The following is a 21,409-nucleotide window of genomic DNA, read 5'->3' on the forward strand; positions in this document are numbered from 1 at the left end:
CGCCCCCCTGCAACGAGACTTCCGGCGCGCTGGCTGGGTGGCGTCTCGCCCTTGTTTGCTCACCTGCGACGACTGGCAGCGTGGACACGTCACGCCTTCGGGCCAGTGCAAACCACGCAGGACTGCGTAACGCTTGACGTCGTCCAGCAGCGTTGTGAGGGAGATCATCAGCCTAACTCCGAGAGCTGCAAGCCTACCTGGCGGTTCGTGACGATAAGCCTATTGTTAATGCATTATAAAAACTTGGCAGCCGCCTGAAGCGCCGGAAGAGCCACCACAGAGATCCAGCAGCGGATACCAGTCGGAGCAGTTACGAGACAGACGGGTGACATCGATCAAGAGGATGATGCCAACCTGCTCCAGGGTGACCTGGCTGAGCAATTCCTTGAACCCCTCGCGATGGTGGGCGCTGGCGGCGGTCAGGCCCAGATCGGTATCGATGATGTGGATCTTCAACTCAGAGGGTGTAGACAAAAATAATTGAGCTGCTATTTGTATACCAGTCTACAACTGAGCTGGTGTGCGCTGATGTCGAAAGCTGGTCGTCCCCCCAAGATTCACGAGGCGGAGCAAGCGGTATTGCGTCAAATTGTCACGGATCGCCCGACCTCCACGCTGTCAGAGATTGCCCGGGAACTCGCGGCACGGACGGGAATCGAGGCTCATGAAGCAACGATTCGCAAGTCCTTGCGGGAGGCGGGCGTCACGCGCCTCCGGGGCGAGAGTGGTCTCGAGGCGCAAGCGCGCGCAACGCCGCGTCGGTATGGGTATACGGATGCGCATCGTCGCCACGACCCCGACCAAAGCTACCCAAGTTGTCTGACCGATGCGGAGTGGGACTTGGTCGCCGCTCTCTTTGAGATGCCGGGCGGGCGGGGTCAACCGCCCCGCGTGTCGCGCCGGAGCATCCTGGAGGCGTGTTGCTACGTGGTGCGCACGGGGTGCGCGTGGCGGATGCTGCCGCACGATTTCGCGCCTTGGCAGAATGTCTACAAGACGTTTCGCCGTTGGAGTGCGGCTGGGAAGTTTGAGCAGATGCATGATCGACTGCGGGGGCAATGGCGCGAACGCGAGGGGCGTGAGATCGCGCCGACGGCGGCGGTGCTGGATGCGCAATCGACCCGCGGCTCGCCGCAGGGTGGACCGAGCGGCTTTGATGCGGGCAAGCAGGTCAAGGGGCGCAAGCGCAGCCTGGTGGTCGATACCTTGGGGTTCGTGTTGGCGGTGAGCGTGGTCGCGGCCAATCTTCAGGACCGCGATGCCGCCTCGGGCGCCGTCGCTGACGCGGCCGCCAAGTACCCCCAGATCAACACGCTGTTTGTCGATAGCGCCTACGCCGGTCAATTTGCCCAAACCACCGAGCAGACCCACGCGATCCGCGTGGAAGTCGTGCGCCATCCAGCCAACAAAAGCGTTGGCTCCTGGCACGTGGACGGGGCGCCTGACCGAGTGGTGATCGCCAACGCCGACGGCTTCGTTCCGCTGCCGAAGCGCTGGGTTGTCGAGCGCACCCATGCGTGGAATGAGCGTGCCCGTCGATTGATCATGCATCATGACCGTCTGCCAGCGGTCTCCGAAACCTGGGTTTGGCTGGCGGAGGCGCGCATCCTGCTGCGGCGGTTGACCACAACGGTTTGATTTTGTCTACACCCTCTGACCTCGGGTGAAAAATTTGTTGCTTTCTTCATGGCTCCATACTCTCAAATGTTGGCGCATCCGAGAAAGCCGGGGCGGTTCAGTTTTTGACGTTGCCAAGGACGGTGTTGAGCCACTGGAACTCCGGGATCGCTAGGCGGCGTTAGCCGCCGCCGGTGACGATGGGTTGGTGCTCTAAACCGACTTCGACTATTCGGCGCCGGTCGCGCTATAACTTGCTGATTCTTCGTTTCCCGCAGAAAAAGGTCGGCACTACAAGCCATCGGTCAGGCGCTCTGCGCGATCCGCTCAGAGGGTGTAGACAAAATCAAACCGTTGTGGTCAACCGCCGCAGCAGGATGCGCGCCTCCGCCAGCCAAACCCAGGTTTCGGAGACCGCTGGCAGACGGTCATGATGCATGATCAATCGACGGGCACGCTCATTCCACGCATGGGTGCGCTCGACAACCCAGCGCTTCGGCAGCGGAACGAAGCCGTCGGCGTTGGCGATCACCACTCGGTCAGGCGCCCCGTCCACGTGCCAGGAGCCAACGCTTTTGTTGGCTGGATGGCGCACGACTTCCACGCGGATCGCGTGGGTCTGCTCGGTGGTTTGGGCAAATTGACCGGCGTAGGCGCTATCGACAAACAGCGTGTTGATCTGGGGGTACTTGGCGGCCGCGTCAGCGACGGCGCCCGAGGCGGCATCGCGGTCCTGAAGATTGGCCGCGACCACGCTCACCGCCAACACGAACCCCAAGGTATCGACCACCAGGCTGCGCTTGCGCCCCTTGACCTGCTTGCCCGCATCAAAGCCGCTCGGTCCACCCTGCGGCGAGCCGCGGGTCGATTGCGCATCCAGCACCGCCGCCGTCGGCGCGATCTCACGCCCCTCGCGTTCGCGCCATTGCCCCCGCAGTCGATCATGCATCTGCTCAAACTTCCCAGCCGCACTCCAACGGCGAAACGTCTTGTAGACATTCTGCCAAGGCGCGAAATCGTGCGGCAGCATCCGCCACGCGCACCCCGTGCGCACCACGTAGCAACACGCCTCCAGGATGCTCCGGCGCGACACGCGGGGCGGTTGACCCCGCCCGCCCGGCATCTCAAAGAGAGCGGCGACCAAGTCCCACTCCGCATCGGTCAGACAACTTGGGTAGCTTTGGTCGGGGTCGTGGCGACGATGCGCATCCGTATACCCATACCGACGCGGCGTTGCGCGCGCTTGCGCCTCGAGACCACTCTCGCCCCGGAGGCGCGTGACGCCCGCCTCCCGCAAGGACTTGCGAATCGTGGCTTCATGAGCCTCGATTCCCGTCCGTGCCGCGAGTTCCCGGGCAATCTCTGACAGCGTGGAGGTCGGGCGATCCGTGACAATTTGACGCAATACCGCTTGCTCCGCCTCGTGAATCTTGGGGGGACGACCAGCTTTCGACATCAGCGCACACCAGCTCAGTTGTAGACTGGTATACAAATAGCAGCTCAATTATTTTTGTCTACACCCTCTCAGCGAGCGGGCCGTTCGCATGGTGCGGGCGCATCAAGGGGAGCATGAGTCGCAATGGACGGCGATCGGTTGCACGGCGGAGACGCGACGACGCTGGATACGGCAATCGGAGCAGGACAACGGCGAATGCGAGGAGGCGACGACCGCCGAGCGGGAGCGAATCAGGGGGGTTGGAGCGGGAGGTACGGGAACGGCGTCAGGCCAATAAAATCCTGCGCAAGGCATCGGCGTATGTTGCCCAGGCGGAACTCGACCGCCCGTTCGAGCGATGAAGGCGTTGATCGACCGGCACCATGATGCCGATGGAGTCGAGCCGATCGGCAAGGTGTTGCGAATCGCGCCATCGACTGACTGGCTGCCGGCGACCCGCCGGGCCGATCCCGGCCAACGGTCGGCACGATCCCTGAGCGCCGAACACTTGTGCGGAGAAATCCAGCGGATCTGGGAGGAAGGCTTCCGGGTTCGCCGCCCGTTCGTCGCGTCGTGCTGTACGCAAGCGTCGAAATCCATCGCCACCCCGACATAGAGGTTGATCTTCAAGGTCTCGGAAAGCGCGCGGCCGACGCGCACAAAAACGGGAATATAGCGATTCTCCCCGACGCAGCCAGGTAACTGGCCTTCCCGGTTGAGTCGATGGCGATAGGAGCGATAATCGGTGCCCATGCCGACCTTCCAGCCAGAATTCAGCACATAGGAGAGTTCCAGTCCAGCCGGACCGGTCGGGCCGACAACCAATGGATTCGTGATGCGTAGGCGATCGGTGATCTGCCAATCGACCATCGGGGCCGAAGCTGCCGACATGGTCAAAATGGCGACATGGGAGACCCTTTGTCGGCGCGAGTGAGACCGGGCCATTGGCATTCGCAATGGATGCGAAAAAGACATCGAACTACCGATTGTCCGAACCTGAATCGGCTTCGTCAATGCGCGGCGGCACGCTTGCCAGCGACTTCACCCGCAGATGCAGCGCGGCCTTGGACAGTAGATGGGCGCTGACCGGGGCGGTGATGAACAGGAACAGGGTGACCAGGATTTCGTGGAAACTCACGCCATCCCCCTGGGTGCTGAAATGAATCATGGACGCGATCAGCAGACTGCCAACGCCCAGCGTGGTGGCTTTGGTCGGACCGTGCAGCCGGGTATAAAAATCGCCCAGACGTGCCAGCCCCAGCGAGCCGATGAAGGTGAAGAGGGCGCCGATCAGGATGAGTGCGGACAACAGGATTTCCAGCATGGCTTGACCTATTCGATGATGTCGCCGCGCAACAGATATTTGCAGAGCGCGACCGTTCCGACGAAGCCCATCATGGCGATCAGGAGCGCCGCCTCGAAATAGAGCGAGGAATCGAGATGAATGCCGAGCAGAACCAGCAGGGCGATGGCGTTCACATAGAGCGTGTCGAGCGCGAGGATGCGGTCCGGCTGATCCGGTCCGCGCAGCAGACGCCAGAGGGTCAGTGCGAAGGCGGCGGAGACCAGCCCCAAGGCGATGGTGACGGCGAGATTCAGCATGGCTCGAAGACCTGGAGTAGGGGCGCCTCGTAGCGGCGCTTGAGGGTTGCCGCGAGGGCGTCCGGATTGCCGACGTGCAGGCCGTGCACCACCAGACTGCGACGATCCGGACTCAGCCAGGAGGAGACGGTGCCGGGCGTCAGCGAGATGGTGTTGGCGAACAGACTGATCCCAAGCTCCGAGCGCAGATCGAGCGGGACCGTCACGAAGGCCGGGGTCAGCCGGCGCGGTCCGCGCAGGATGAGAAAGGCGACGTTGAGATTGGCAACCAGAATGTCATAGAGCACCAGGAGCAGAAAGCGGAACAGGGTCACTGGTCGATGGATGCGGATGCGTTCGGGCCAGAAGCGCAGGGTGAAGATGAGAATTGCCCATCCCAACAGCAGGCCGAGCAGAATCTGTCCGGGCGCCAGGCTATTCGCCAGAAGCAGCCAGATCAAGGCGAGGAGCGGGGTCAGGACGGGATGCGGGAAAAGCCGGAGTTTCATCGGTGTTCCGTCCGCGTCGTGGGGCCGAGTACGGCCTGGATGTAAGTCTGTGGCCGCAGCACTTGCTCGGCTGCCGCTTGAGCCAAACCGAGGATGGGGCCGGCCCAGATCGTCAAGGCCAGACAGAGTGCAAGCAGACCCGCAACGGGCGCCAAATCGCCGGCACTCGCTGGCGTCGCCCCGGACCTTCCGTCGGCACGCAAAAACAACAGGCTGCCCGAACGGGTCAGGGCGATCATGCCCAGCAGTCCCGAGGTCAGCACCAGGCCCATCGCCCAGGGCCAGGCGGGATCGGCGAGCGCGGCCTTGAGCACCAGGAATTTGCCGAGGAAACCGGACAGCGGCGGCAGTCCCGCGATCAGCACGGCGGTGACGAAGAAGAGTCCGCCAATAAGTCCCGCGCGCGGGATGGCGGGGCCGGGAGTGAGTCGATCAAGCGACGCGCCCCGCCCGCCGGCAACGATGTCGGCCAACAGAAAGAGCGCCGCCGCGGCAAAGGTGGCGTGGGCGAGATAATAGAGCCCGGCGCCGATCGCGGCCGGCGTGCCGAGTCCGAAGGCGGTGAGCAGCAGCCCCACCGACACCACCACGAGATAGGCAATCTGTCGGCGCAGTTCGGTGGCCGAGAGCGCCCCCAGCGCGCCGACGATCAAGGTGATCAGCGCCAGCGGCAGCAGCCAGCCGGTATAGAGATTCGCCACTGGTCCCGCGTCCTCGCCAAAGATCAGCGTCCCGACCCGCAACAGACAATAGGCCCCGACTTTGGTCATGATGGCGAAGAGCGCCGCCACCGGGGCGGAGGTGGACGAATAGGCCGCGGGCAGCCAGAGATGTAGCGGAATGAGCGCGGCCTTGAGGGCGAAGACGCCAAACAGCAGCAGCCCGGCGGCGCGGACCAGACCCAGGTTCTCGGGCGGCACGGCGGCGATCTTCACCGCCAGATCCGCCATGTTCAGCGTCCCCAGCGTGCCATAGAACGTCCCCGCCGCGAACAGGAAGAGGATCGATCCGGCCAGATTCAGGGCGACGAAATGCAGCCCCGCACGGGTGCGTCGGGCACCGCCGCCATGCAGCAGCAGTCCGTAGGAGGCGAGCAGCAGGATCTCGAAAAAGACGAAGAGATTGAACAGATCGCCGGTCAGAAAGGCGCCGTTGAGACCGAACAACTGCAACTGAAACAGCGGATGAAAGTGCCGGCTACCCTGGTCGGTGCCGCGCACGGCGAACAGCAGGGCAAACCAGGCGAGGATAGCGGTCACCAGCAGCATCCAGACCGCCAGCCGGTCCGCCACCAGCACGATGCCATAAGGCGCCGGCCAGTTACCGAGCGTGTGGATCAGGATGTCGCCTTCGCTGACGGTCATGAGCAGGGCGGCCGCGAGCAGGATCTGAATGGCGACCAGCGTCAGATTCAGTCCGCGCCGCACCCGGAGCGAGAGCGTGCCGCGCAGCAGCAGAAGCAGCGTCCCCGCCAGCAGCGGCAGGAGCACGGGGGCGATGACGAGAGGATTCACGCATCGTCTCCAATGTTCGGCCGACCGTCGACATGATCGTTGCCCAACTCGGCGCGCGCCTTGAGCGCCAGCATGATGAGAAAGGCGGTCATCGCGAACCCGATGACGATGGCCGTGAGCACCAGCGCCTGGGGCAGTGGGTCGGTGTAACCGCTAGCCGTTTCCGCGAGGTTCCGGTCGATGATCGGCGGCAGGCCGATGGCGAGCCGTCCGGTGGCGAAGAGAAAGAGGTTGACGGCATAGGACAGGAGCGTGAGCCCCAGCACCAGCGGAAAGGTGCGCCCGCGCAGGATCAGATAGACCCCGCAGGCGGTCAGAACGCCAACGATTAGGCTTATCAATGCTTCCATTCAGCGTGGCTCCAGAGGGTTGAGCGAGGTTGCATGACTGGCCCGGTGCATCAGACCCAGATGGATCAGAATCAGCAGGGTCGCGCCCACCACCACCAGATAGACGCCCAGGTCGAAGGCCATCGCCGAGGCCAGCTCGAAATCGCCGACGATGGGCCAATGGACATGGGCGAAGGCCGACGTCAGGAAGGGATAATCCAGCGCCAGGCTCGCCAGCCCGGTCAGCAGGGCGATCAGCAGACCCGCGCCGATGACCGGATGCAGATTGTCGGAGAGTCGGCGGTGGGTCCATTCCACGCCATTGGTCAGATATTGCATGATCAGACCGACGGCGGCGATGAGTCCGGCGATAAAGCCGCCGCCCGGCAGGTTGTGCCCGCGCAGCAGAATAAACATCGACACCAGCAGCACGAGCGGTAGCAGGAGCCGTGTCAGGGCCGCCATGATGCTGGGGTGAAGATCCCAGTTCCAGGGTCGCCCGTCGGCATCCTGAGTGGGGCCTTGCAGACGCAGATCGCGGAGCATGGCATAAATTCCGAGACCGGCCAGCGCCAGCACGGTGATCTCGCCCAGGGTGTCGAAGCCCCGAAAATCGACCAGGATCACGTTGACCACATTGGTGCCGCCGCCGCCCGGCAGGCTGTTGACCAGAAAATAGTCGGAGATACTCGCGAAGGGGCGCGTCAGCATCGACCAGGTCAGCGCCGCGGTTCCGGCGCCGGCCAGTGCCGCGACGCCCAGATCGCGGAGGCGTGTCGCCCGGCTGGATTCGGCAGGACTGCGCTGCGGCAGAAAATAGAGCGCCAGCAGCAGCAGGACAATGGTCACCACTTCCACAGTGAGCTGGGTCAGGGCCAGATCCGGCGCGGAGAACTGGACGAAGATCAGCGCGATCAGCAGGCCCAGCGCGCCCATGACGATCAGGGCCGTCAACCGGCGGCGATGCAGCGCCAGGGTGCCGATGGCCGCGGACATTATCCCCGCCGTGACGAGCACGCCGAGGATATCGACCGGGAGCGTCGCGCGGATGCCGGTCAGCGGCGATCCGCTGCCGACGAACCCCGCCGCGCCCAGGGTCAGGACGGACAGGACGAACAGCAGGAGCATGCGTTGCAGCGATCCGGTCTCCAGATGCCGGGTGATCCAAGCGGCGAAAGCGATGACCCGACCAAGCGTCCAGCGATACATCGCCTGTGCATCCAGCCGCCCCTCCAACTGTGCGGCTAGGCCAAACAGCGGGCGTCTGGCCGCATAGATCAGCAGACCGCCGATGAGCGCGGCAATGCTCATTAGCAAGGGCAGATTGACGCCATGCCAGATGGCGAGATTATGGACCGGCGAAGGCGTTTGCAGCACGCTCGCCACCGCCACCGTGAGGATCGGCTCCACCGTGAGCATGGGCAGGATGCCCACCAGCAGACAGAGCGCCACCAGCACCCCCACCGGAGCCTTCATCCAGAACGGCGGCTCGTGGGGCGTGCGCGGCAGATCGATCGGATCGCCATTGAAAAAGACATCGTGGATGAAGCGCAGCGAGTAGGCGACCGCCAGCATGCCGGCGATCACCACGACCAGCGGCAGCAGCCAGCCCCAGTCATGTTCGGTGTAAAAGGTCGCCGTCTCGGCGAAGAACATCTCTTTGGACAGAAACCCGTTAAAGAGCGGCACGCCCGCCATCGCGGCGGCCGCCACCATCGCCAGAGTGGCGGTATAAGGCATGAATTTCCATAGACCATTGACGCGGCGCATGTCGCGGGTGCCGCACTCGTGATCGATGATCCCGGCCGCCATGAAGAGCGACGCCTTGAAGGTCGCGTGATTGATGATGTGAAAGACCCCGGCAACCGCCGCTAGGGGCGTGCCGATCCCGAACAGGAGCGTGATCAGTCCCAGATGACTGATGGTGGAATAGGCCAGCAGACCCTTGAGATCATGCTTGTAGAGCGCGAACCAGGCGCCCACCAGCAGGGTCGCGAGCCCCGCGCCGCCAACCAGCCAGGACCATTCGGGGGTGCCCGACAACACCGGAAAGAGGCGCGCCATCAGAAAGACCCCGGCCTTGACCATGGTGGCCGAATGCAGATAGGCGGATACCGGCGTGGGCGCGGCCATCGCATGCGGCAGCCAGAAATGGAAGGGGAACTGTGCCGATTTGGTGAAGGCGCCGAGCAGGATCAGAACCAGCATCGGGGTGTAGAGCGGATGGGCGCGGACCCGGTCGCCGGATGCCAGGATCGTCGACAGATCGTAACTGCCCGCCATCTCGCCCAGCAGCAGAAACCCGCCGAGCAGCGCCAGACCGCCCAGACCGGTGATGGTCAGCGCCATGCGCGCGCCCTTGCGGGCGTCCTCGCGCTCGCGCCAGAAGCCGATCAACAGAAAGGACGTGAGACTGGTCAGTTCCCAGAACATCAGCAGCAGAATCAAATTTTCCGACAGCACGATGCCGAGCATGGAGCCCATGAAAAGCAGCAGATAGGCATAGAACAGGCCCAGACTGTCGCGCTCGGACAGATAATAGCGGGCGTAGAGGATGATCAGCAGACCGATCCCAAGGATCATCAGGGCGAACAGGAGACCGAGTCCGTCCAGGCGCAGGGCCAGATCCAGACCGATGTCCGAAATCCACTGCCAGCGTTGCACGAGGGTCTCGCCGTGGAAGGGCGCGGCTGAGGACGGAAGCAGGCAGAGGAGTGCCAGCAGGGCCACGCCCCCTGCGGTCCAGGCCGACGGCGTCCGCCCGAAGCGGGACATCCAGCCCGTCAGGCCGGCTCCCACGAAGGGGATGAGGATGACGAAGAACAGGTTCATGCGCGAATTTCCGGGACACGGAGCTGTTTCTGATCGGCCGTCAGAATACCATTGATCCACCGATCTGATCTTTAGGCATGGGGTGACGACTCATCACCTATCACATTCTGGCAAACTGCCGCTCAGAGGGTGTAGACAAAAATAATTGAGCTGCTATTTGTATACCAGTCTACAACTGAGCTGGTGTGCGCTGATGTCGAAAGCTGGTTGTCCCCCCAAGATTCACGAGGCGGAGCAAGCGGTATTGCGTCAAATTGTCACGGATCGCCCGACCTCCACGCTGTCAGAGATTGCCCGGGAACTCGCGGCACGGACGGGAATCGAGGCTCATGAAGCAACGATTCGCAAGTCCTTGCGGGAGGCGGGCGTCACGCGCCTCCGGGGCGAGAGTGGTCTCGAGGCGCAAGCGCGCGCAACGCCGCGTCGGTATGGGTATACGGATGCGCATCGTCGCCACGACCCCGACCAAAGCTACCCAAGTTGTCTGACCGATGCGGAGTGGGACTTGGTCGCCGCTCTCTTTGAGATGCCGGGCGGGCGGGGTCAACCGCCCCGCGTGTCGCGCCGGAGCATCCTGGAGGCGTGTTGCTACGTGGTGCGCACGGGGTGCGCGTGGCGGATGCTGCCGCACGATTTCGCGCCTTGGCAGAATGTCTACAAGACGTTTCGCCGTTGGAGTGCGGCTGGGAAGTTTGAGCAGATGCATGATCGACTGCGGGGGCAATGGCGCGAACGCGAGGGGCGTGAGATCGCGCCGACGGCGGCGGTGCTGGATGCGCAATCGACCCGCGGCTCGCCGCAGGGTGGACCGAGCGGCTTTGATGCGGGCAAGCAGGTCAAGGGGCGCAAGCGCAGCCTGGTGGTCGATACCTTGGGGTTCGTGTTGGCGGTGAGCGTGGTCGCGGCCAATCTTCAGGACCGCGATGCCGCCTCGGGCGCCGTCGCTGACGCGGCCGCCAAGTACCCCCAGATCAACACGCTGTTTGTCGATAGCGCCTACGCCGGTCAATTTGCCCAAACCACCGAGCAGACCCACGCGATCCGCGTGGAAGTCGTGCGCCATCCAGCCAACAAAAGCGTTGGCTCCTGGCACGTGGACGGGGCGCCTGACCGAGTGGTGATCGCCAACGCCGACGGCTTCGTTCCGCTGCCGAAGCGCTGGGTTGTCGAGCGCACCCATGCGTGGAATGAGCGTGCCCGTCGATTGATCATGCATCATGACCGTCTGCCAGCGGTCTCCGAAACCTGGGTTTGGCTGGCGGAGGCGCGCATCCTGCTGCGGCGGTTGACCACAACGGTTTGATTTTGTCTACACCCTCTCAGTCGATGTTGAGGTGATTGAGGATCATGGGAAGCGTCAAACGATTGGCTGATGAAGTGGCGTGCGGGCTGCGCGAGGTGCACCCGCGTCTGCGCAAGACGGTGGTGAGCAAGCTGGCGTTGGCGGTCGGGGCGATGATCGAAGGCCAAACCCCGAACACGGTGGAGTTGGCCAATCTGCTGCCCTTGGACACCGAGCGGCAGGACATGCGCGAGCAATGGCTGAGGCGTTTGCTGAAGAATCCGCGGTTGGGTCCGGGAATGGTGATTGAGCCCTTTGCACGAGCGGAGTTGGCGAAGGCGGCCAGCCATGGTCAGACGGTGTTGTTGAGCCTGGACCAAACCGATTTGGGTGATCGGATGGCGCTGCTGATGGTGGCGTTGCGGGTGGGTGATCGCGCGATACCGCTGGCGTGGCGGGCTGAGGAAGGGGCGGCCAATCTCGGCTTCGCGGGCCAGCAGGTGGTGTTGGAGCCGCTCCTGGCCTGGCTGCCGTCCGGGGCGCGCGTGCTGCTATCGGCGGACCGGTTCTATCCGTCGGCGGGCCTGTTCGGGTGGCTCCAAGCCCGGGGCTGGAGCGACCGGCTGCGCCTGAAGAGCAACGTGCTAACGGATACCGGGCAGGGCGATGAGACGACGACGGGCGCGTTGGCACACGGGGTGACGGAACGTTACTTCACCGGTGTGCGCCTGTTTGCGCAGGGGGTGATCACGAACCTCGGGATCCTGCACGAGGATGGCCACCCCGAGCCGTGGATCATTGCCATGGACGCCGCCCCGACACGGGCAAGCGTGCTTGACGACGCTGCTCGCTGGGCCATCGAACCGATGTTCTCCGACGTCAAGGGCCGGGGCTTCGACTTGGAGGATTCGCAACTCCAGCATGCCGAGCGTTTGGAGCGACTGGTGCTCATCATGGCCTTGGCCATGTACTGGTGTGTTCGCGCCGGCCGAGACGAGGGGCTGAACGATCCGACACCACTCGAAAAAAAGTCCAGGCGCAGAACGACCCCGCGCATTGGAGCTTCAGGAAACTCTATCGTAGCCTGGTCTCGTGGTTCACGCGCGGCCTGCGCCGTCTGAAGCGGTGCCTTCAAAACGACCTCCCGTTGCCCGCTTTTCATGCCCGTGAGTAACTGATAGGTGATGAGGGGGTGACGATGTTTTCCGCAACACCAATCCGCCGACTCCTCGCGGGGTCGCTCGTCATGATGACCCTGGCCGCGACCGGCCAGGTCGCGGCCGAGGCGAGCCGTATCGAACTCGCCGACGGCAGCGTCCTGTCCGGCGAACTGGTCGCGATCGAAGGGGGGCGTTATCGGATCCGCTCCGCGACCCTGGGCGAGATTCTGGTTCCCGAGTCGGAGATCCGCTCGATCCAGCCTGACGGTTCGGCGTCGATGTCTCAACCGCCCGCATCCGGAATGCCCGGATACGGGACGGAGATTGCCTCCATCCAACAACAACTGGCGAGCGATCCAGGGCTGATGGGGCAGATTTCGGCGCTTCAGAATGATCCCGAGATCCAGGCCGTTCTATCGGACCCCGAGTTAACGCGTCTGATTATGTCCGGCGACCTGGAACGGCTGCGCGGGGATGCGCGCATCCAGCGACTGATGGCGCACCCAGGGCAATCGCATCAAGCGCTGCTAACATTAGCGGGTACCGATGTATCAGCGTCGCCCTTCCTCTGAGGCGACTCGAAGAGCAATTTCGACAGGTAGGACTCGTCCCAACCGGCTTTCAAGCGTTTGTTCTGGATGCCGAGCTTGGTGCCGTCATTCTTGAGGCGCGAGAGGGCGAGGTGACGCAGGACGGCAAGATTCTCGCGCGCCACCGGATCGCGGACACGGCACTCATCCTCACGAAAGGCGATATCGAGATTCCAATGCAACCCGTTTTCGATGCCCCAGTGACCGCGTACTGCGTGGGCAAAGCGCGCGGCGCTGGTGCCGATGCTGCCAATGAAATAGCGGGTCTCGACCGAGACCTTGCCGGCGACCTCACGGCGCGATTCAACCATGCCGATCATGTTCATTGCCTCCCACGAGGCGCTGTGCGGCACGCCGGAAAGATCGCCCAAGGTTTGGTAGCGACGGGTTTCGAGACGACCATGCCCTCGCTCGACGGTTTCGAGGAATGCCGAATCGACACCGGCGTAGCCTCTGGCGTCGGCGTCGATGAACGCCTCCTCGACCTCGGCGGCCAGCGTTTCCTGGTTGCCTTTGAGCGCGAGCACATAGTCCCCTCCCTGGTGGATGATCTGCGCGGCAATCTTGGTCTGGCAGCCCATGGCGTCGATGGTGACGATGCAGCCCTCCAGCTTCAGCCACTCCAGCAGACGTGGAATGGCCGTGATCTCATTGGATTTGGCGTCGGTGGCGACCTGTCCGAGCACCACCCGATTGGCCGTCGCCCAGGCACTGACCAGGTGCAACGCCGCCAAGCCCTTGCCGCGGCTGTGGGAGCGGCGCAGGGTCTTGCCATCGACGGCAATGATCTCTTCGGGGATCAGTTCGGCCACCGACGCGCTCCATTGGCGAAAGCAGGCGGCAAACTGTGCGGGATCGATGAGCGCAAACACCCGCCCGAAGGTGTCGTGCGACGGAATGCCCGCGGGCAGTTTCAGAAACGTGCGCAGCCACGCCTCCTTGGCCTGTCCGAACGTCTCGACACCCACCCAACCGTCGGCGCCACTGAAGGACGCCGCGATGGTGATCACGATCATCTCACTTAAGAGGTGCCGTCGTTGGATCGCGCTGCGCGGCTCGTCCAGCGGGGCAAAATGGTGCGCAATCGATCGCTCCACACTCAAGTCGCACATCGGCGAGATCTCCCCAAGATTCTAAAGACTCAAATCATTGGGGCCGCAGTACGGATTGTCTAACAGTATGCGCTAATGCGTTGATGCGATTGCCCTGATGGCGCACCCGACGATTCAGGCCATCATGGGGCAGATGGTGGGGCAGTAACGTCGGAGCCGGTATCCGGATCGCCGGCTTGCCCAACAAGCGGAGCGGTCCAATGCTCGGCGCCGATCACTTCACCCAGATCGGCGTCGATCAGACGCTGACGCACCTCCAGCAGCCGCTCGATCAGCGCGGGCTCCGCGAGTCCATACCGGATGGCGTCCGGCACCCGCTTCACTACCACGCCGAGCAGTTCGGTGATGGCGTTGCCGATGGAATTCTGGCTGATGGTTACCAGCAGTCGGCCGGTCTCGTTCCGAAAGATGATTTGCTTGAAGGCCGGCTCCCAGCGGATCGAATTGGCATAGGCCGGTTCGCGAATGCAGCGGTCGCGCACCTTCTTGGCGGTGGCCATGAAATCGCGGTCGAACAGCAGCACTTCCTCCACCGGTTGCCGAAAGCGCACATCCGGCAGGATCGGAGCGTTGCGGGTAGAGACCTGCGAAAAGAAGGTTCGATAAAAATCCAGGAAACCCTCCAGGATGGCGTCGTACTCGCGCCAGAACCGCACCTCCTTCAATGCCTCCACCCCGCCGACGATTTCCCAGCAGGGCAGCCCTTCGGGATAGCCGGTGAGTGCCAGCCGAGATTCCGCGGCATCCGCCGCGCGCAGAATGCGCAGATCCAGCGCCTGGTCGAAGAAGCGCTGATAAACCTCGCGCATGTGGGCCTGAAACAGGCTGTGTTGGCCGCCGTCGGTGAGGTTGGGATTCTCTCGCTGCGCGAGTGGCGCCGCGCGCAGATCGGCCATCGGAAAGACGATGAAATGGTTGTGCAGCATGCGGATGCTGGGCACCCCCGGCGAGGTCATGGGCCAGGTGGCGTCCAGGCTGGCCTCGCCCGCCAACACCAACGCATCGTTCGGATCCGGGTATTGCTCGATCATATAGCCGATGAGGATCTGGTTCATCCGATTCCAGACCCGCTTGACCGGTTCGGGCACCTGGGTGCGGCGCACCGGGCGCCCCAGCGGATTGAGGATGCGCTTGGAGGTGTTGTAGAGAATGGAGCCGTCGAATGCGAGCGAATGGCCCAGTGCCTTGCGATAGAGCAGCAGGTCTTCCGCATTGACCAGCAGCCCGTTGCGGTTCACCAGATCGTTGAGATTCTCCGTGCTGTTGAAGAATTCATTGGGTTTCATTCCCCCCGGGATCTCCAGCGGAATGGGTCTGAAGGGAGTGACGAGTTCGCGCGGTCCGATTTCCATTGGGGATGACCTCGGGCATCGATTGATCTTGGCGAAACGCGGTTCAGCGGTAGAGCGCGAGCGGAAAATATTCGGTGATCAGGATCACCGGACGTTTATCGATGAAGATGCGGTACGTCCGAAACACCGCCGCCGCGCCGTCCGCGGTGCGATCCAGACCGACGTCCAGCACCTCGCGATAGCTCTCCAGACCGCTGTCGCGAATCAGCACGCCGATACCAATCTCGCGGTCGATCAGACGCTGGCGAAATCCAGGCGGAATCAGATCGATGCGGATCAGGGAAAAGGCCTCGGCGAAGCCGAGCCCGGAATCGGTTCCTCGCAGCCGGGCGTCCCGAATCAGGCAGCGGTCTCCTGGACTGACCTGGATCCAGGTTACCGCCTCCGTCGCAACCTCGAAGCGTTGTTCAAGGGTGTCCACCGCGACCGGTTCCCAGAAATAGGCTTCCAGGATCTTGGTCACGGTGCCGTCGGTCACCAACAGCGCGCGCAGAAAGGGCGGCAACAGACTCAAGGGCAGCGAATCGCCCGAGGTTGCGTGGATGACGCCGTCGCGCGCGAAGCCGTCGCAGCGAAAGGGCGGTTGGGTTTGCGCCTGAAAGGCGCGTCCATAGTAGCGACGCATCGTTGATCTCTCAGCGAGCGAGCATGGTTGGTCGCATCGAGCGAAATCCGGACGCGGTGAGGCAAGACAGGACGGATGGGAGCAAGTGAAGCGATCGCGGCATGGGGGGTATCGTCATTATGAAAGGGCTTCAATCGGATCGGAAGGCGCGGCGAGGCGATGACGGTCGCATTGTGACCCATGAACGAGTTTCCCACCAAGGGCGGACAGCCAAACCCGTATTTGGTGATAATGCAACTTGTTGGTTAAAAGTATCTATAGAGGAATTTTCCATCCTTCGGCAGGTCCGCGTTGTGGTTGAAGATAGCGGTATCGAAAGGCGGAAACGGTGCCGAACGCACCCTCTGAGAATCCGGAGTTTATCGTTTATATTTTTGATTTAATTTAATATTTATTGAAATAGACAAGGCTTTGAACGGGATATTCCGTGTGATCGCGGACCTCTGGCGATGGTCCCGTTGTAAAAAAACTTCCAAATAAAACACTTGTGGGCTTGATGTTGAATCAAATTTGCCCCAAGCTTTAAGAGCCGCCTCAAATTTCAGCTTCGCCGGTCGGTTTTGCGTCTGGGTCAGGATCTTCACGTGTTTCCACGGGATCTTGACAATGATCCTGCCGTGTCGATGCTGGGCCTCGCGAGGTTCGGAAACATCCGTCACAATGTGTTATAAATAATTGGCCCAATGGCCAACTTTATGGAGTCAAACCGATGACCAAGATCGTCAAAATCGCTTCCATTTCCGCTGCCGCTCTGCTGAGCGTTTCCCTGCTCGGCGGTTGCACCACCGACCAGACCGCTCGTGACATGGCTCAGCAAGCCCTGGACAGCGCTAACAGTGCCCAGGCTTGCTGCAACTCCAATACCGAGCGTCTGGACCGGATGTATCAGAAGATCATGGGCAAGTAAGTCCCATTGCCTGATTGACTCCGGCGTCCCACGACTTGTGGGACGCCGGTGTCTTCCTGAACCGCCCGCTCCACCGCCTCCCAATCGATTACGACTCCCGCCGCGTTTGCCAGCGATTCCGGGATCACCGATCTCGCGCTCTGGCGCACGCTCTTCTCTCCGGTCTGGACCTCCAGATACAGTTCGTCTCCACGCCATCCAAGTTTGTACGGCTGGTCGATGATCGCGACCGGCGTATCGACGCTGACCAGGCCAAATAACTCCTCGACGCCTTCGGGATACATCCGGATACAGCCCCCGCTGACCTCCATACCAAGACCCCAGGGCATGCTGGTGCCATGGATCAGATAATCCGGATTGCTCAGACGCATGGCATATCGGCCGAGCGGATTATCCGGTCCGGGCGGTACCTGAGCCGGCAGAATATCGCCGCGGGCCGCGTGAGAGGCGCGTACATTCGGTCCGGGCGTCCAGGTCGGATCCTTTCTTTTTTCGATGACTTTAAAGGTGCCAAGCGGTGTCCCCATGGCGTCCTTGCCGACGCTGATCGTATAGATCCGCACCTGGTTGGGGTCATTGGGCGGAAAGTAATAGAGCCGCTTTTCGGCGCGATTGATCACGATCCCAGTGCGTTGCACGTTTGGCAGCACGAAAAAGCTCGGGACCATTACCTCCTTGCCCTCGCCCGGTACCCACACGTCAACCTTGGGATTGGCTTGACGCATGTCGTCGTAGCCCAGATTGTTCTGGCGGGCGATATCCAGCAGCGTATCCTTGTTGCGCGCCGTAAAATAAAACGGAAATCCAACGACCGAGTCGTTCGGATTGTCGAGTCGGAACGTCTCGGCCTGGGCGCCGTTCACGGCCCCCCAGCCAAACAACGAGGTGCAGATCGCCGTCGCGAGCCAAGCCCGAGGACGTCTGCCAAGATCCAAACCAGTCATACCGATTGATGCTCCTGATGGGTTGAAAGCCGATGAAAAAACCGTCCCGATTGTCTCACGTTCGCAATATCGGGGTCGCCGCTCATGTGGATGCGGGCAAGACGACGCTCACCGAGCGCATCCTCTTTTATACCGGAGCCTCCTACAAGATGGGCGAGGTGCATGATGGCGCGGCTCACATGGACTACCTGGCCGAGGAGCAGCAGCACGGCATCACCATTACCGCTGCGGTGACCAGGGCACACTGGCGCGAGCACCTGTTGCAACTGATCGACACCCCCGGTCATGTGGACTTTACCATCGAGGTGGAGCGCGCCATGCGGGTGCTCGATGGCTGCATTTTGGTTCTGGACGGGGTACGCGGCGTCGAGCCGCAAACCGAAACGGTGTGGCGTCAGCGCTCGCACTTCAATCTCCCGGCGCTGTTCTTCGTCAATAAGATGGACCGTCCAGGCGCGGATTATGTTCGCAGCCTCGCGGTGGTCAAGCGCCGACTGAAAACCGAGCCGATCCCGATCACGGTGCCGATCCCGGACCAGGATTGCATCGTCCATTTGATCGATCGAACCCGGATTCGTTTCATCGGCGAACAGGGCGAGCAGGTACTCGCGGAACCATGCCCCGCGACACTCTGGGATCGCGTTGCCGATCTGCGGGAGGCGCTTTTGCTGGCCGCGGCCGAGGTTGACGAATCCCTGGCCGACTTGGTGCTTGCTGGTCTGGAGCCCGATCCGGAAGCGCTGCGCGCGTCCATCCGCAAGGGAACCCTGGCCGGGCAACTGTGCCCCTGTTACGGCGGCAGCGCACTGCGCAACCTCGGGGTTCAGCCATTGCTCGACGGCATTGTCGATTTTCTTCCCGCGCCACTGGATCGGCCGCCGTCGCTGGCCGACACCCCCGATGGGGAGCGCCAGGAGATCCGCATGGGCAGCGATGGTCCGCTCGCCGCGCTGGCTTTCAAGGTCCAGCTCTGGGACGGCCGTCGCCATGTCTTCGCGCGCGTCTATCGCGGCACGCTCAAACCCGGCGACACCGTCGAATTCCAGACCGGCGACGGCCGCGCTCAACGCGAGCAGGTGGCGCGTATCTTCGAGGTGGACGCGGGCAAGAAGACTAAGCTCGATCAGGCCGAGGCGGGGCAGATCGTGCTGCTGGCCGGCTTGCGTTTCGCCACGACCGGCGACACCCTCTGCGCGCCGGGACATCTGGTGAACCTGGAGCGCATCGCGACCCAGGCTCCGGTCCTTGGGCTCGCCATCGAACCCGCCGCCGGAACCGACGAAGACAAACTCCTGGAGGTCTTGGGCAAGATCCAGCAGGAAGACCCAACCCTGCGGGTCGAAGAGGATCCCGAGACCGGTCAACGACTGCTGCGCGGAATGGGCGAACTGCATCTGCAGATTGTCGTCGAACGGATGGAACGCGAATTCGGCATCCATCTGCGCACCGGACGCCCCGCCGTGGCCGTGCGCGAGACCATCGGTTGTGTCGCGTCCGCCGATGCCCTGTTCGCGCCGCCGCCGACGCCCGACCCACGTCAACCGGATCTGATGGCCCGCGTTGCCGTTGCCCTGGAGCCGCTGCCCCGTGGTGGCGGTGAGCGCGTCGCGCTGAGGCCGCGTCTGCTGCCCGAGGGCGCCGAACTCGATCCAGCGCAATTGCGCGCCATTGAGGAGGGGCTTAGAGGCGGGCTTGCCTCGGGTCCGTTACAGGGTGCCCAAGTGCTGGATCTGTCGGTCCGGGTCACGGAGGTCGAACTGTTCGGCAAGGGCTCGACCGCCGAGGCGCTCGCGGCCGCCACCGCGAAGGCGCTGCGCAAGGCGCTGGAGAGTGCCGCGCCCAGACTCATGCATCCCATGATGCGGGTCGAAGTGGTGGTGCCCGAGGCAAGTCTCGGGGCGGTGCTGGGAGATCTGCAGGCGCGTCACGCCGTCATCCAAGATACCGAAGCGAATGGCGATCAGGTTGCCATCCAGGTCGAGGCCGCGCTGGAGCCGCTGCTGGGCTACACGACCACGCTCCGCAGCCTGACCCAGGGGCGGGGACAATTCAGCATGCAGTTCGATCGTTTCGATGTTTGCTAAACCGCGCCCGGCGCGGTATGCGATGTTTATGGATTGAATCGACCACGGAAGCCTCCATGATCGTCGGAGCTGGCGCGGTTTAAAACATTAGACCTGTGCCAAATTAAATCTTGGCCATTGAGAAACAATGGCTTGCAACGCAAAAACAGGCTTAAAAGCTTATTTTGGCACAGGTCTATTAAAAATATAACACTTTTAACCGCGTCTCCATCAATGACGCAGAAACCCCCAAAGTTAAACACAAAATGAAAATTACGCATATCACTCAGGACGCGGTTTAAATCGTTAAACTGCATCTCCGACGCCATCGGTGACCACGCGATTTCGCCCCTGATCCTTGGCGCGGTAGAGTGCCGCGTCGGCTCTCCCAATGATTTCCTCCGGCGTTTCGCCGACGCGCGCGAGGACCACGCCAATGGATACGGTAATCACGCCGATCAAGTCGTGCGTGTCCTTCTTGGTGAGATGGATCGCCGACACTTTTTGACGAATGGTCTCGGCGATGTCTTGGGCCGCCGCCAGCGAGTCTTTCACGATGACGGCGAATTCCTCGCCGCCATAGCGTGCGACGAAGATCGTTTCGCTCTGGAATCCGCCCAGGATCCCGCCCACGATTTCCAAAATCCGGTCACCCGTCAGGTGACCATAGGTATCGTTACAGACTTTGAATTTATCCAGATCCAGCAGGAGCAGGCAGGTCGGGTCATCCGGCATTCCGAGCGCCTGCGCGAAGGCGTCGTTGAAGGCGCGCCGATTGGCGATCTTGGTCAGCGTATCGAAGCGCGCGCTATACTGACTTTCCTCCAGTTCCCGGCGGAGTTTTTCCACTTCGACGCGGGCCGACTGAAGTTCGAGTTGAAACTCCATGTTCAGCGTCTCGACGGTGGCGGTATCGGTCAGTAGCTGCGTGAGCATGTCACGAATCCTTTGCTGATCGACCGCGGCATCGAAGATCTCCATGGCGTCTTTCAATGCACTGCCGTAGGCCTCCGTGCCCTTGACATTCCTAGACACCGCCTGCGCTAATTGCGTCAGGATACTGACCACAAAATTTTGTGCTTTCCGATTATTCGGCAAATAATTTTTGACGAAAAATTCAAAAAAGAGCGATTCGCTTTTATCCTGGTCATAGGAACCGGCGCGGGGAAATTCCTCAAGCAATGCCTTGCTGAGTTCAGGACTGATCTGCTGGACGTGCGCGTACCAGAGGGCGTAATTGTAAGGGGTCGGAGGAATTTTTCGCTCGATCATCAAGGGCACGGCCATCCGAAGATAATCGGACGACGTTCTGAGATCTTCGGGAAAGGCCATCCTTTTGACGGTCATGGATCATCACTCACAAGCGATTGCCGATCGATCGGAAGCGGGTTTTTCGACTTCCGATCCAGCCCCTATCATATTCGATGATCCAGGCGAGCGTCAGGTCGGCTTCCGCCGCGTAGCGATACGTGTCCGTTCGCTCCGGGCGTTTCCGCCAGCGCGCGGCGTACAGCGTCGACACGGCATAAGCGTTAAGATCGGCTCTGCAAAACAACC

The 21,409-nt window shown here is 62.1% G+C and carries 20 protein-coding genes, 2 pseudogenes and 1 other annotated feature; of the genes and pseudogenes, 7 read left to right on the plus strand and 15 right to left on the minus strand.

Translation table 11 applies throughout. The features are described from left to right. Positions 1-63: 63 nt before the first annotated feature. Both THIVI_RS25830 and THIVI_RS14340 read right to left on the minus strand, forming a co-directional pair. Positions 64-168: pseudogene (locus THIVI_RS25830) on the minus strand (transposase); the annotation flags it as partial. A 57-nt stretch (positions 169-225) separates the two neighbouring features. Next, positions 226-474, minus strand: coding sequence for a recombinase family protein (locus THIVI_RS14340; RefSeq protein WP_217160890.1), 249 nt, complete (start codon positions 472-474; stop codon positions 226-228). A 54-nt stretch (positions 475-528) separates the two neighbouring features. On the opposite strand from THIVI_RS14340, the gene THIVI_RS14345 reads away from it, so the two are divergent. Then, positions 529-1,638, plus strand: a complete 1,110-nt coding sequence (locus tag THIVI_RS14345) for an IS5 family transposase (RefSeq protein WP_041447215.1) — start codon at positions 529-531, stop codon at positions 1,636-1,638. A 325-nt stretch (positions 1,639-1,963) separates the two neighbouring features. On the opposite strand, the gene THIVI_RS14350 is transcribed toward THIVI_RS14345, so the two are convergent. Then, a complete protein-coding gene (locus THIVI_RS14350; RefSeq protein WP_041447215.1) occupies positions 1,964-3,073 on the minus strand; it encodes an IS5 family transposase in 1,110 nt (369 codons plus the stop codon). Between the two features lie 88 nt (positions 3,074-3,161). Between THIVI_RS14350 and THIVI_RS25835 the strand changes: the two are divergent. After that, positions 3,162-3,605, plus strand: a pseudogene (locus tag THIVI_RS25835) (transposase); the annotation flags it as partial. Then, positions 3,369-3,485: a sequence feature (AL1L pseudoknot), on the plus strand. It overlaps the preceding pseudogene by 117 nt. Positions 3,606-4,031: 426 nt before the next feature. Here THIVI_RS25835 and THIVI_RS14360 read toward each other — a convergent pair. The 6 genes from THIVI_RS14360 to THIVI_RS14385 are packed head-to-tail and all read right to left on the minus strand — an operon-like array spanning position 4,032 to position 9,817. Next, positions 4,032-4,376 carry a Na+/H+ antiporter subunit G gene (locus THIVI_RS14360; protein WP_014779270.1) on the minus strand — a complete coding sequence of 115 codons (345 nt, stop codon included), beginning with the start codon at positions 4,374-4,376 and terminating at the stop codon, positions 4,032-4,034. Positions 4,377-4,384: 8 nt separating this feature from the next. Further along, positions 4,385-4,654, minus strand: a complete 270-nt coding sequence (locus tag THIVI_RS14365; RefSeq protein WP_014779271.1) for a K+/H+ antiporter subunit F — start codon at positions 4,652-4,654, stop codon at positions 4,385-4,387. Then, positions 4,648-5,142: a Na+/H+ antiporter subunit E gene (locus tag THIVI_RS14370; protein ID WP_014779272.1), complete on the minus strand. Its 495-nt coding sequence runs from the start codon at positions 5,140-5,142 to the stop codon at positions 4,648-4,650. The genes THIVI_RS14365 and THIVI_RS14370 overlap by 7 nt, the downstream gene beginning before the upstream one ends. Then, the gene (locus THIVI_RS14375; protein ID WP_014779273.1) at positions 5,139-6,656 is read right to left on the minus strand and encodes a monovalent cation/H+ antiporter subunit D; all 1,518 of its coding nucleotides are present in this window, start codon (positions 6,654-6,656) and stop codon (positions 5,139-5,141) included. The genes THIVI_RS14370 and THIVI_RS14375 overlap by 4 nt, the downstream gene beginning before the upstream one ends. After that, positions 6,653-7,006, minus strand: coding sequence for a Na+/H+ antiporter subunit C (locus THIVI_RS14380; RefSeq protein ID WP_014779274.1), 354 nt, complete (start codon positions 7,004-7,006; stop codon positions 6,653-6,655). The genes THIVI_RS14375 and THIVI_RS14380 overlap by 4 nt, the downstream gene beginning before the upstream one ends. Then, on the minus strand, positions 7,007-9,817 hold the full coding sequence (locus tag THIVI_RS14385) for a monovalent cation/H+ antiporter subunit A (protein WP_014779275.1): 2,811 nt from the start codon (positions 9,815-9,817) through the stop codon (positions 7,007-7,009). A 193-nt stretch (positions 9,818-10,010) separates the two neighbouring features. On the opposite strand from THIVI_RS14385, the gene THIVI_RS14390 reads away from it, so the two are divergent. The 3 genes from THIVI_RS14390 to THIVI_RS14400 all read left to right on the plus strand — a co-directional run bounded on the left by THIVI_RS14390 (position 10,011) and on the right by THIVI_RS14400 (position 12,831). After that, positions 10,011-11,120: an IS5 family transposase gene (locus THIVI_RS14390; protein WP_052315090.1), complete on the plus strand. Its 1,110-nt coding sequence runs from the start codon at positions 10,011-10,013 to the stop codon at positions 11,118-11,120. A 44-nt stretch (positions 11,121-11,164) separates the two neighbouring features. After that, the gene (locus THIVI_RS14395) at positions 11,165-12,220 is read left to right on the plus strand and encodes a transposase (RefSeq protein ID WP_014777014.1); all 1,056 of its coding nucleotides are present in this window, start codon (positions 11,165-11,167) and stop codon (positions 12,218-12,220) included. Positions 12,221-12,291: 71 nt separating this feature from the next. Further along, positions 12,292-12,831 carry a hypothetical protein gene (locus THIVI_RS14400; protein WP_169315576.1) on the plus strand — a complete coding sequence of 180 codons (540 nt, stop codon included), beginning with the start codon at positions 12,292-12,294 and terminating at the stop codon, positions 12,829-12,831. Here THIVI_RS14400 and THIVI_RS14405 read toward each other — a convergent pair. The 3 genes from THIVI_RS14405 to THIVI_RS14415 all read right to left on the minus strand — a co-directional run bounded on the left by THIVI_RS14405 (position 12,777) and on the right by THIVI_RS14415 (position 15,938). Beyond that, a complete protein-coding gene (locus THIVI_RS14405) occupies positions 12,777-13,961 on the minus strand; it encodes an ISAs1 family transposase (RefSeq protein ID WP_014776993.1) in 1,185 nt (394 codons plus the stop codon). The two genes, THIVI_RS14400 and THIVI_RS14405, sit on opposite strands and share 55 nt — an antisense overlap. A gap of 122 nt (positions 13,962-14,083) precedes the next feature. After that, positions 14,084-15,313 carry a hypothetical protein gene (locus tag THIVI_RS14410; RefSeq protein WP_014779277.1) on the minus strand — a complete coding sequence of 410 codons (1,230 nt, stop codon included), beginning with the start codon at positions 15,311-15,313 and terminating at the stop codon, positions 14,084-14,086. A gap of 43 nt (positions 15,314-15,356) precedes the next feature. Then, positions 15,357-15,938, minus strand: a complete 582-nt coding sequence (locus THIVI_RS14415) for a chorismate--pyruvate lyase family protein (protein ID WP_014779278.1) — start codon at positions 15,936-15,938, stop codon at positions 15,357-15,359. Positions 15,939-16,647: 709 nt separating this feature from the next. On the opposite strand from THIVI_RS14415, the gene THIVI_RS14420 reads away from it, so the two are divergent. Continuing rightward, positions 16,648-16,845 (plus strand): alanine-zipper protein, encoded by a 198-nt coding sequence (locus THIVI_RS14420; RefSeq protein WP_014779279.1) that lies wholly within the window; start codon positions 16,648-16,650, stop codon positions 16,843-16,845. On the opposite strand, the gene THIVI_RS14425 is transcribed toward THIVI_RS14420, so the two are convergent. Then, positions 16,824-17,789: a L,D-transpeptidase family protein gene (locus THIVI_RS14425; RefSeq protein WP_014779280.1), complete on the minus strand. Its 966-nt coding sequence runs from the start codon at positions 17,787-17,789 to the stop codon at positions 16,824-16,826. The genes THIVI_RS14420 and THIVI_RS14425 overlap by 22 nt on opposite strands. A gap of 32 nt (positions 17,790-17,821) precedes the next feature. Between THIVI_RS14425 and THIVI_RS14430 the strand changes: the two genes are divergently transcribed. Then, positions 17,822-19,873, plus strand: coding sequence for an elongation factor G (locus THIVI_RS14430; protein WP_014779281.1), 2,052 nt, complete (start codon positions 17,822-17,824; stop codon positions 19,871-19,873). Positions 19,874-20,158: 285 nt separating this feature from the next. On the opposite strand, the gene THIVI_RS14435 is transcribed toward THIVI_RS14430, so the two are convergent. Further along, on the minus strand, positions 20,159-21,199 hold the full coding sequence (locus tag THIVI_RS14435; RefSeq protein WP_014779282.1) for a GGDEF domain-containing protein: 1,041 nt from the start codon (positions 21,197-21,199) through the stop codon (positions 20,159-20,161). 10 nt (positions 21,200-21,209) lie between these two features. After that, the gene (locus THIVI_RS24780) at positions 21,210-21,374 is read right to left on the minus strand and encodes a hypothetical protein (RefSeq protein WP_157174466.1); all 165 of its coding nucleotides are present in this window, start codon (positions 21,372-21,374) and stop codon (positions 21,210-21,212) included. Positions 21,375-21,409 lie beyond the last annotated feature (35 nt).

Source organism: Thiocystis violascens DSM 198 (assembly GCF_000227745.2).
Classification (GTDB): domain Bacteria; phylum Pseudomonadota; class Gammaproteobacteria; order Chromatiales; family Chromatiaceae; genus Chromatium; species Chromatium violascens.

What these genes read in the sequence shown, in the direction of transcription:
- THIVI_RS14415 (WP_014779278.1), bottom strand. Translation starts at nt 15,938, where the DNA reads ATGCGTCGCTACTATGGACGCGCCTTTCAGGCGCAAACCCAACCGCCC.
- THIVI_RS14425 (WP_014779280.1), bottom strand. Translation starts at nt 17,789, where the DNA reads ATGACTGGTTTGGATCTTGGCAGACGTCCTCGGGCTTGGCTCGCGACG.
- THIVI_RS14360 (WP_014779270.1), bottom strand. Translation starts at nt 4,376, where the DNA reads ATGCTGGAAATCCTGTTGTCCGCACTCATCCTGATCGGCGCCCTCTTC.
- THIVI_RS14385 (WP_014779275.1), bottom strand. Translation starts at nt 9,817, where the DNA reads ATGAACCTGTTCTTCGTCATCCTCATCCCCTTCGTGGGAGCCGGCCTG.
- THIVI_RS14345 (WP_041447215.1), top strand. Translation starts at nt 529, where the DNA reads ATGTCGAAAGCTGGTCGTCCCCCCAAGATTCACGAGGCGGAGCAAGCG.
- THIVI_RS14395 (WP_014777014.1), top strand. Translation starts at nt 11,165, where the DNA reads ATGGGAAGCGTCAAACGATTGGCTGATGAAGTGGCGTGCGGGCTGCGC.
- THIVI_RS14430 (WP_014779281.1), top strand. Translation starts at nt 17,822, where the DNA reads ATGAAAAAACCGTCCCGATTGTCTCACGTTCGCAATATCGGGGTCGCC.
- THIVI_RS14390 (WP_052315090.1), top strand. Translation starts at nt 10,011, where the DNA reads ATGTCGAAAGCTGGTTGTCCCCCCAAGATTCACGAGGCGGAGCAAGCG.
- THIVI_RS14380 (WP_014779274.1), bottom strand. Translation starts at nt 7,006, where the DNA reads ATGGAAGCATTGATAAGCCTAATCGTTGGCGTTCTGACCGCCTGCGGG.
- THIVI_RS14350 (WP_041447215.1), bottom strand. Translation starts at nt 3,073, where the DNA reads ATGTCGAAAGCTGGTCGTCCCCCCAAGATTCACGAGGCGGAGCAAGCG.
- THIVI_RS14405 (WP_014776993.1), bottom strand. Translation starts at nt 13,961, where the DNA reads ATGTGCGACTTGAGTGTGGAGCGATCGATTGCGCACCATTTTGCCCCG.
- THIVI_RS14365 (WP_014779271.1), bottom strand. Translation starts at nt 4,654, where the DNA reads ATGCTGAATCTCGCCGTCACCATCGCCTTGGGGCTGGTCTCCGCCGCC.
- THIVI_RS14410 (WP_014779277.1), bottom strand. Translation starts at nt 15,313, where the DNA reads ATGGAAATCGGACCGCGCGAACTCGTCACTCCCTTCAGACCCATTCCG.
- THIVI_RS14370 (WP_014779272.1), bottom strand. Translation starts at nt 5,142, where the DNA reads ATGAAACTCCGGCTTTTCCCGCATCCCGTCCTGACCCCGCTCCTCGCC.
- THIVI_RS14435 (WP_014779282.1), bottom strand. Translation starts at nt 21,199, where the DNA reads ATGACCGTCAAAAGGATGGCCTTTCCCGAAGATCTCAGAACGTCGTCC.
- THIVI_RS14420 (WP_014779279.1), top strand. Translation starts at nt 16,648, where the DNA reads ATGACCAAGATCGTCAAAATCGCTTCCATTTCCGCTGCCGCTCTGCTG.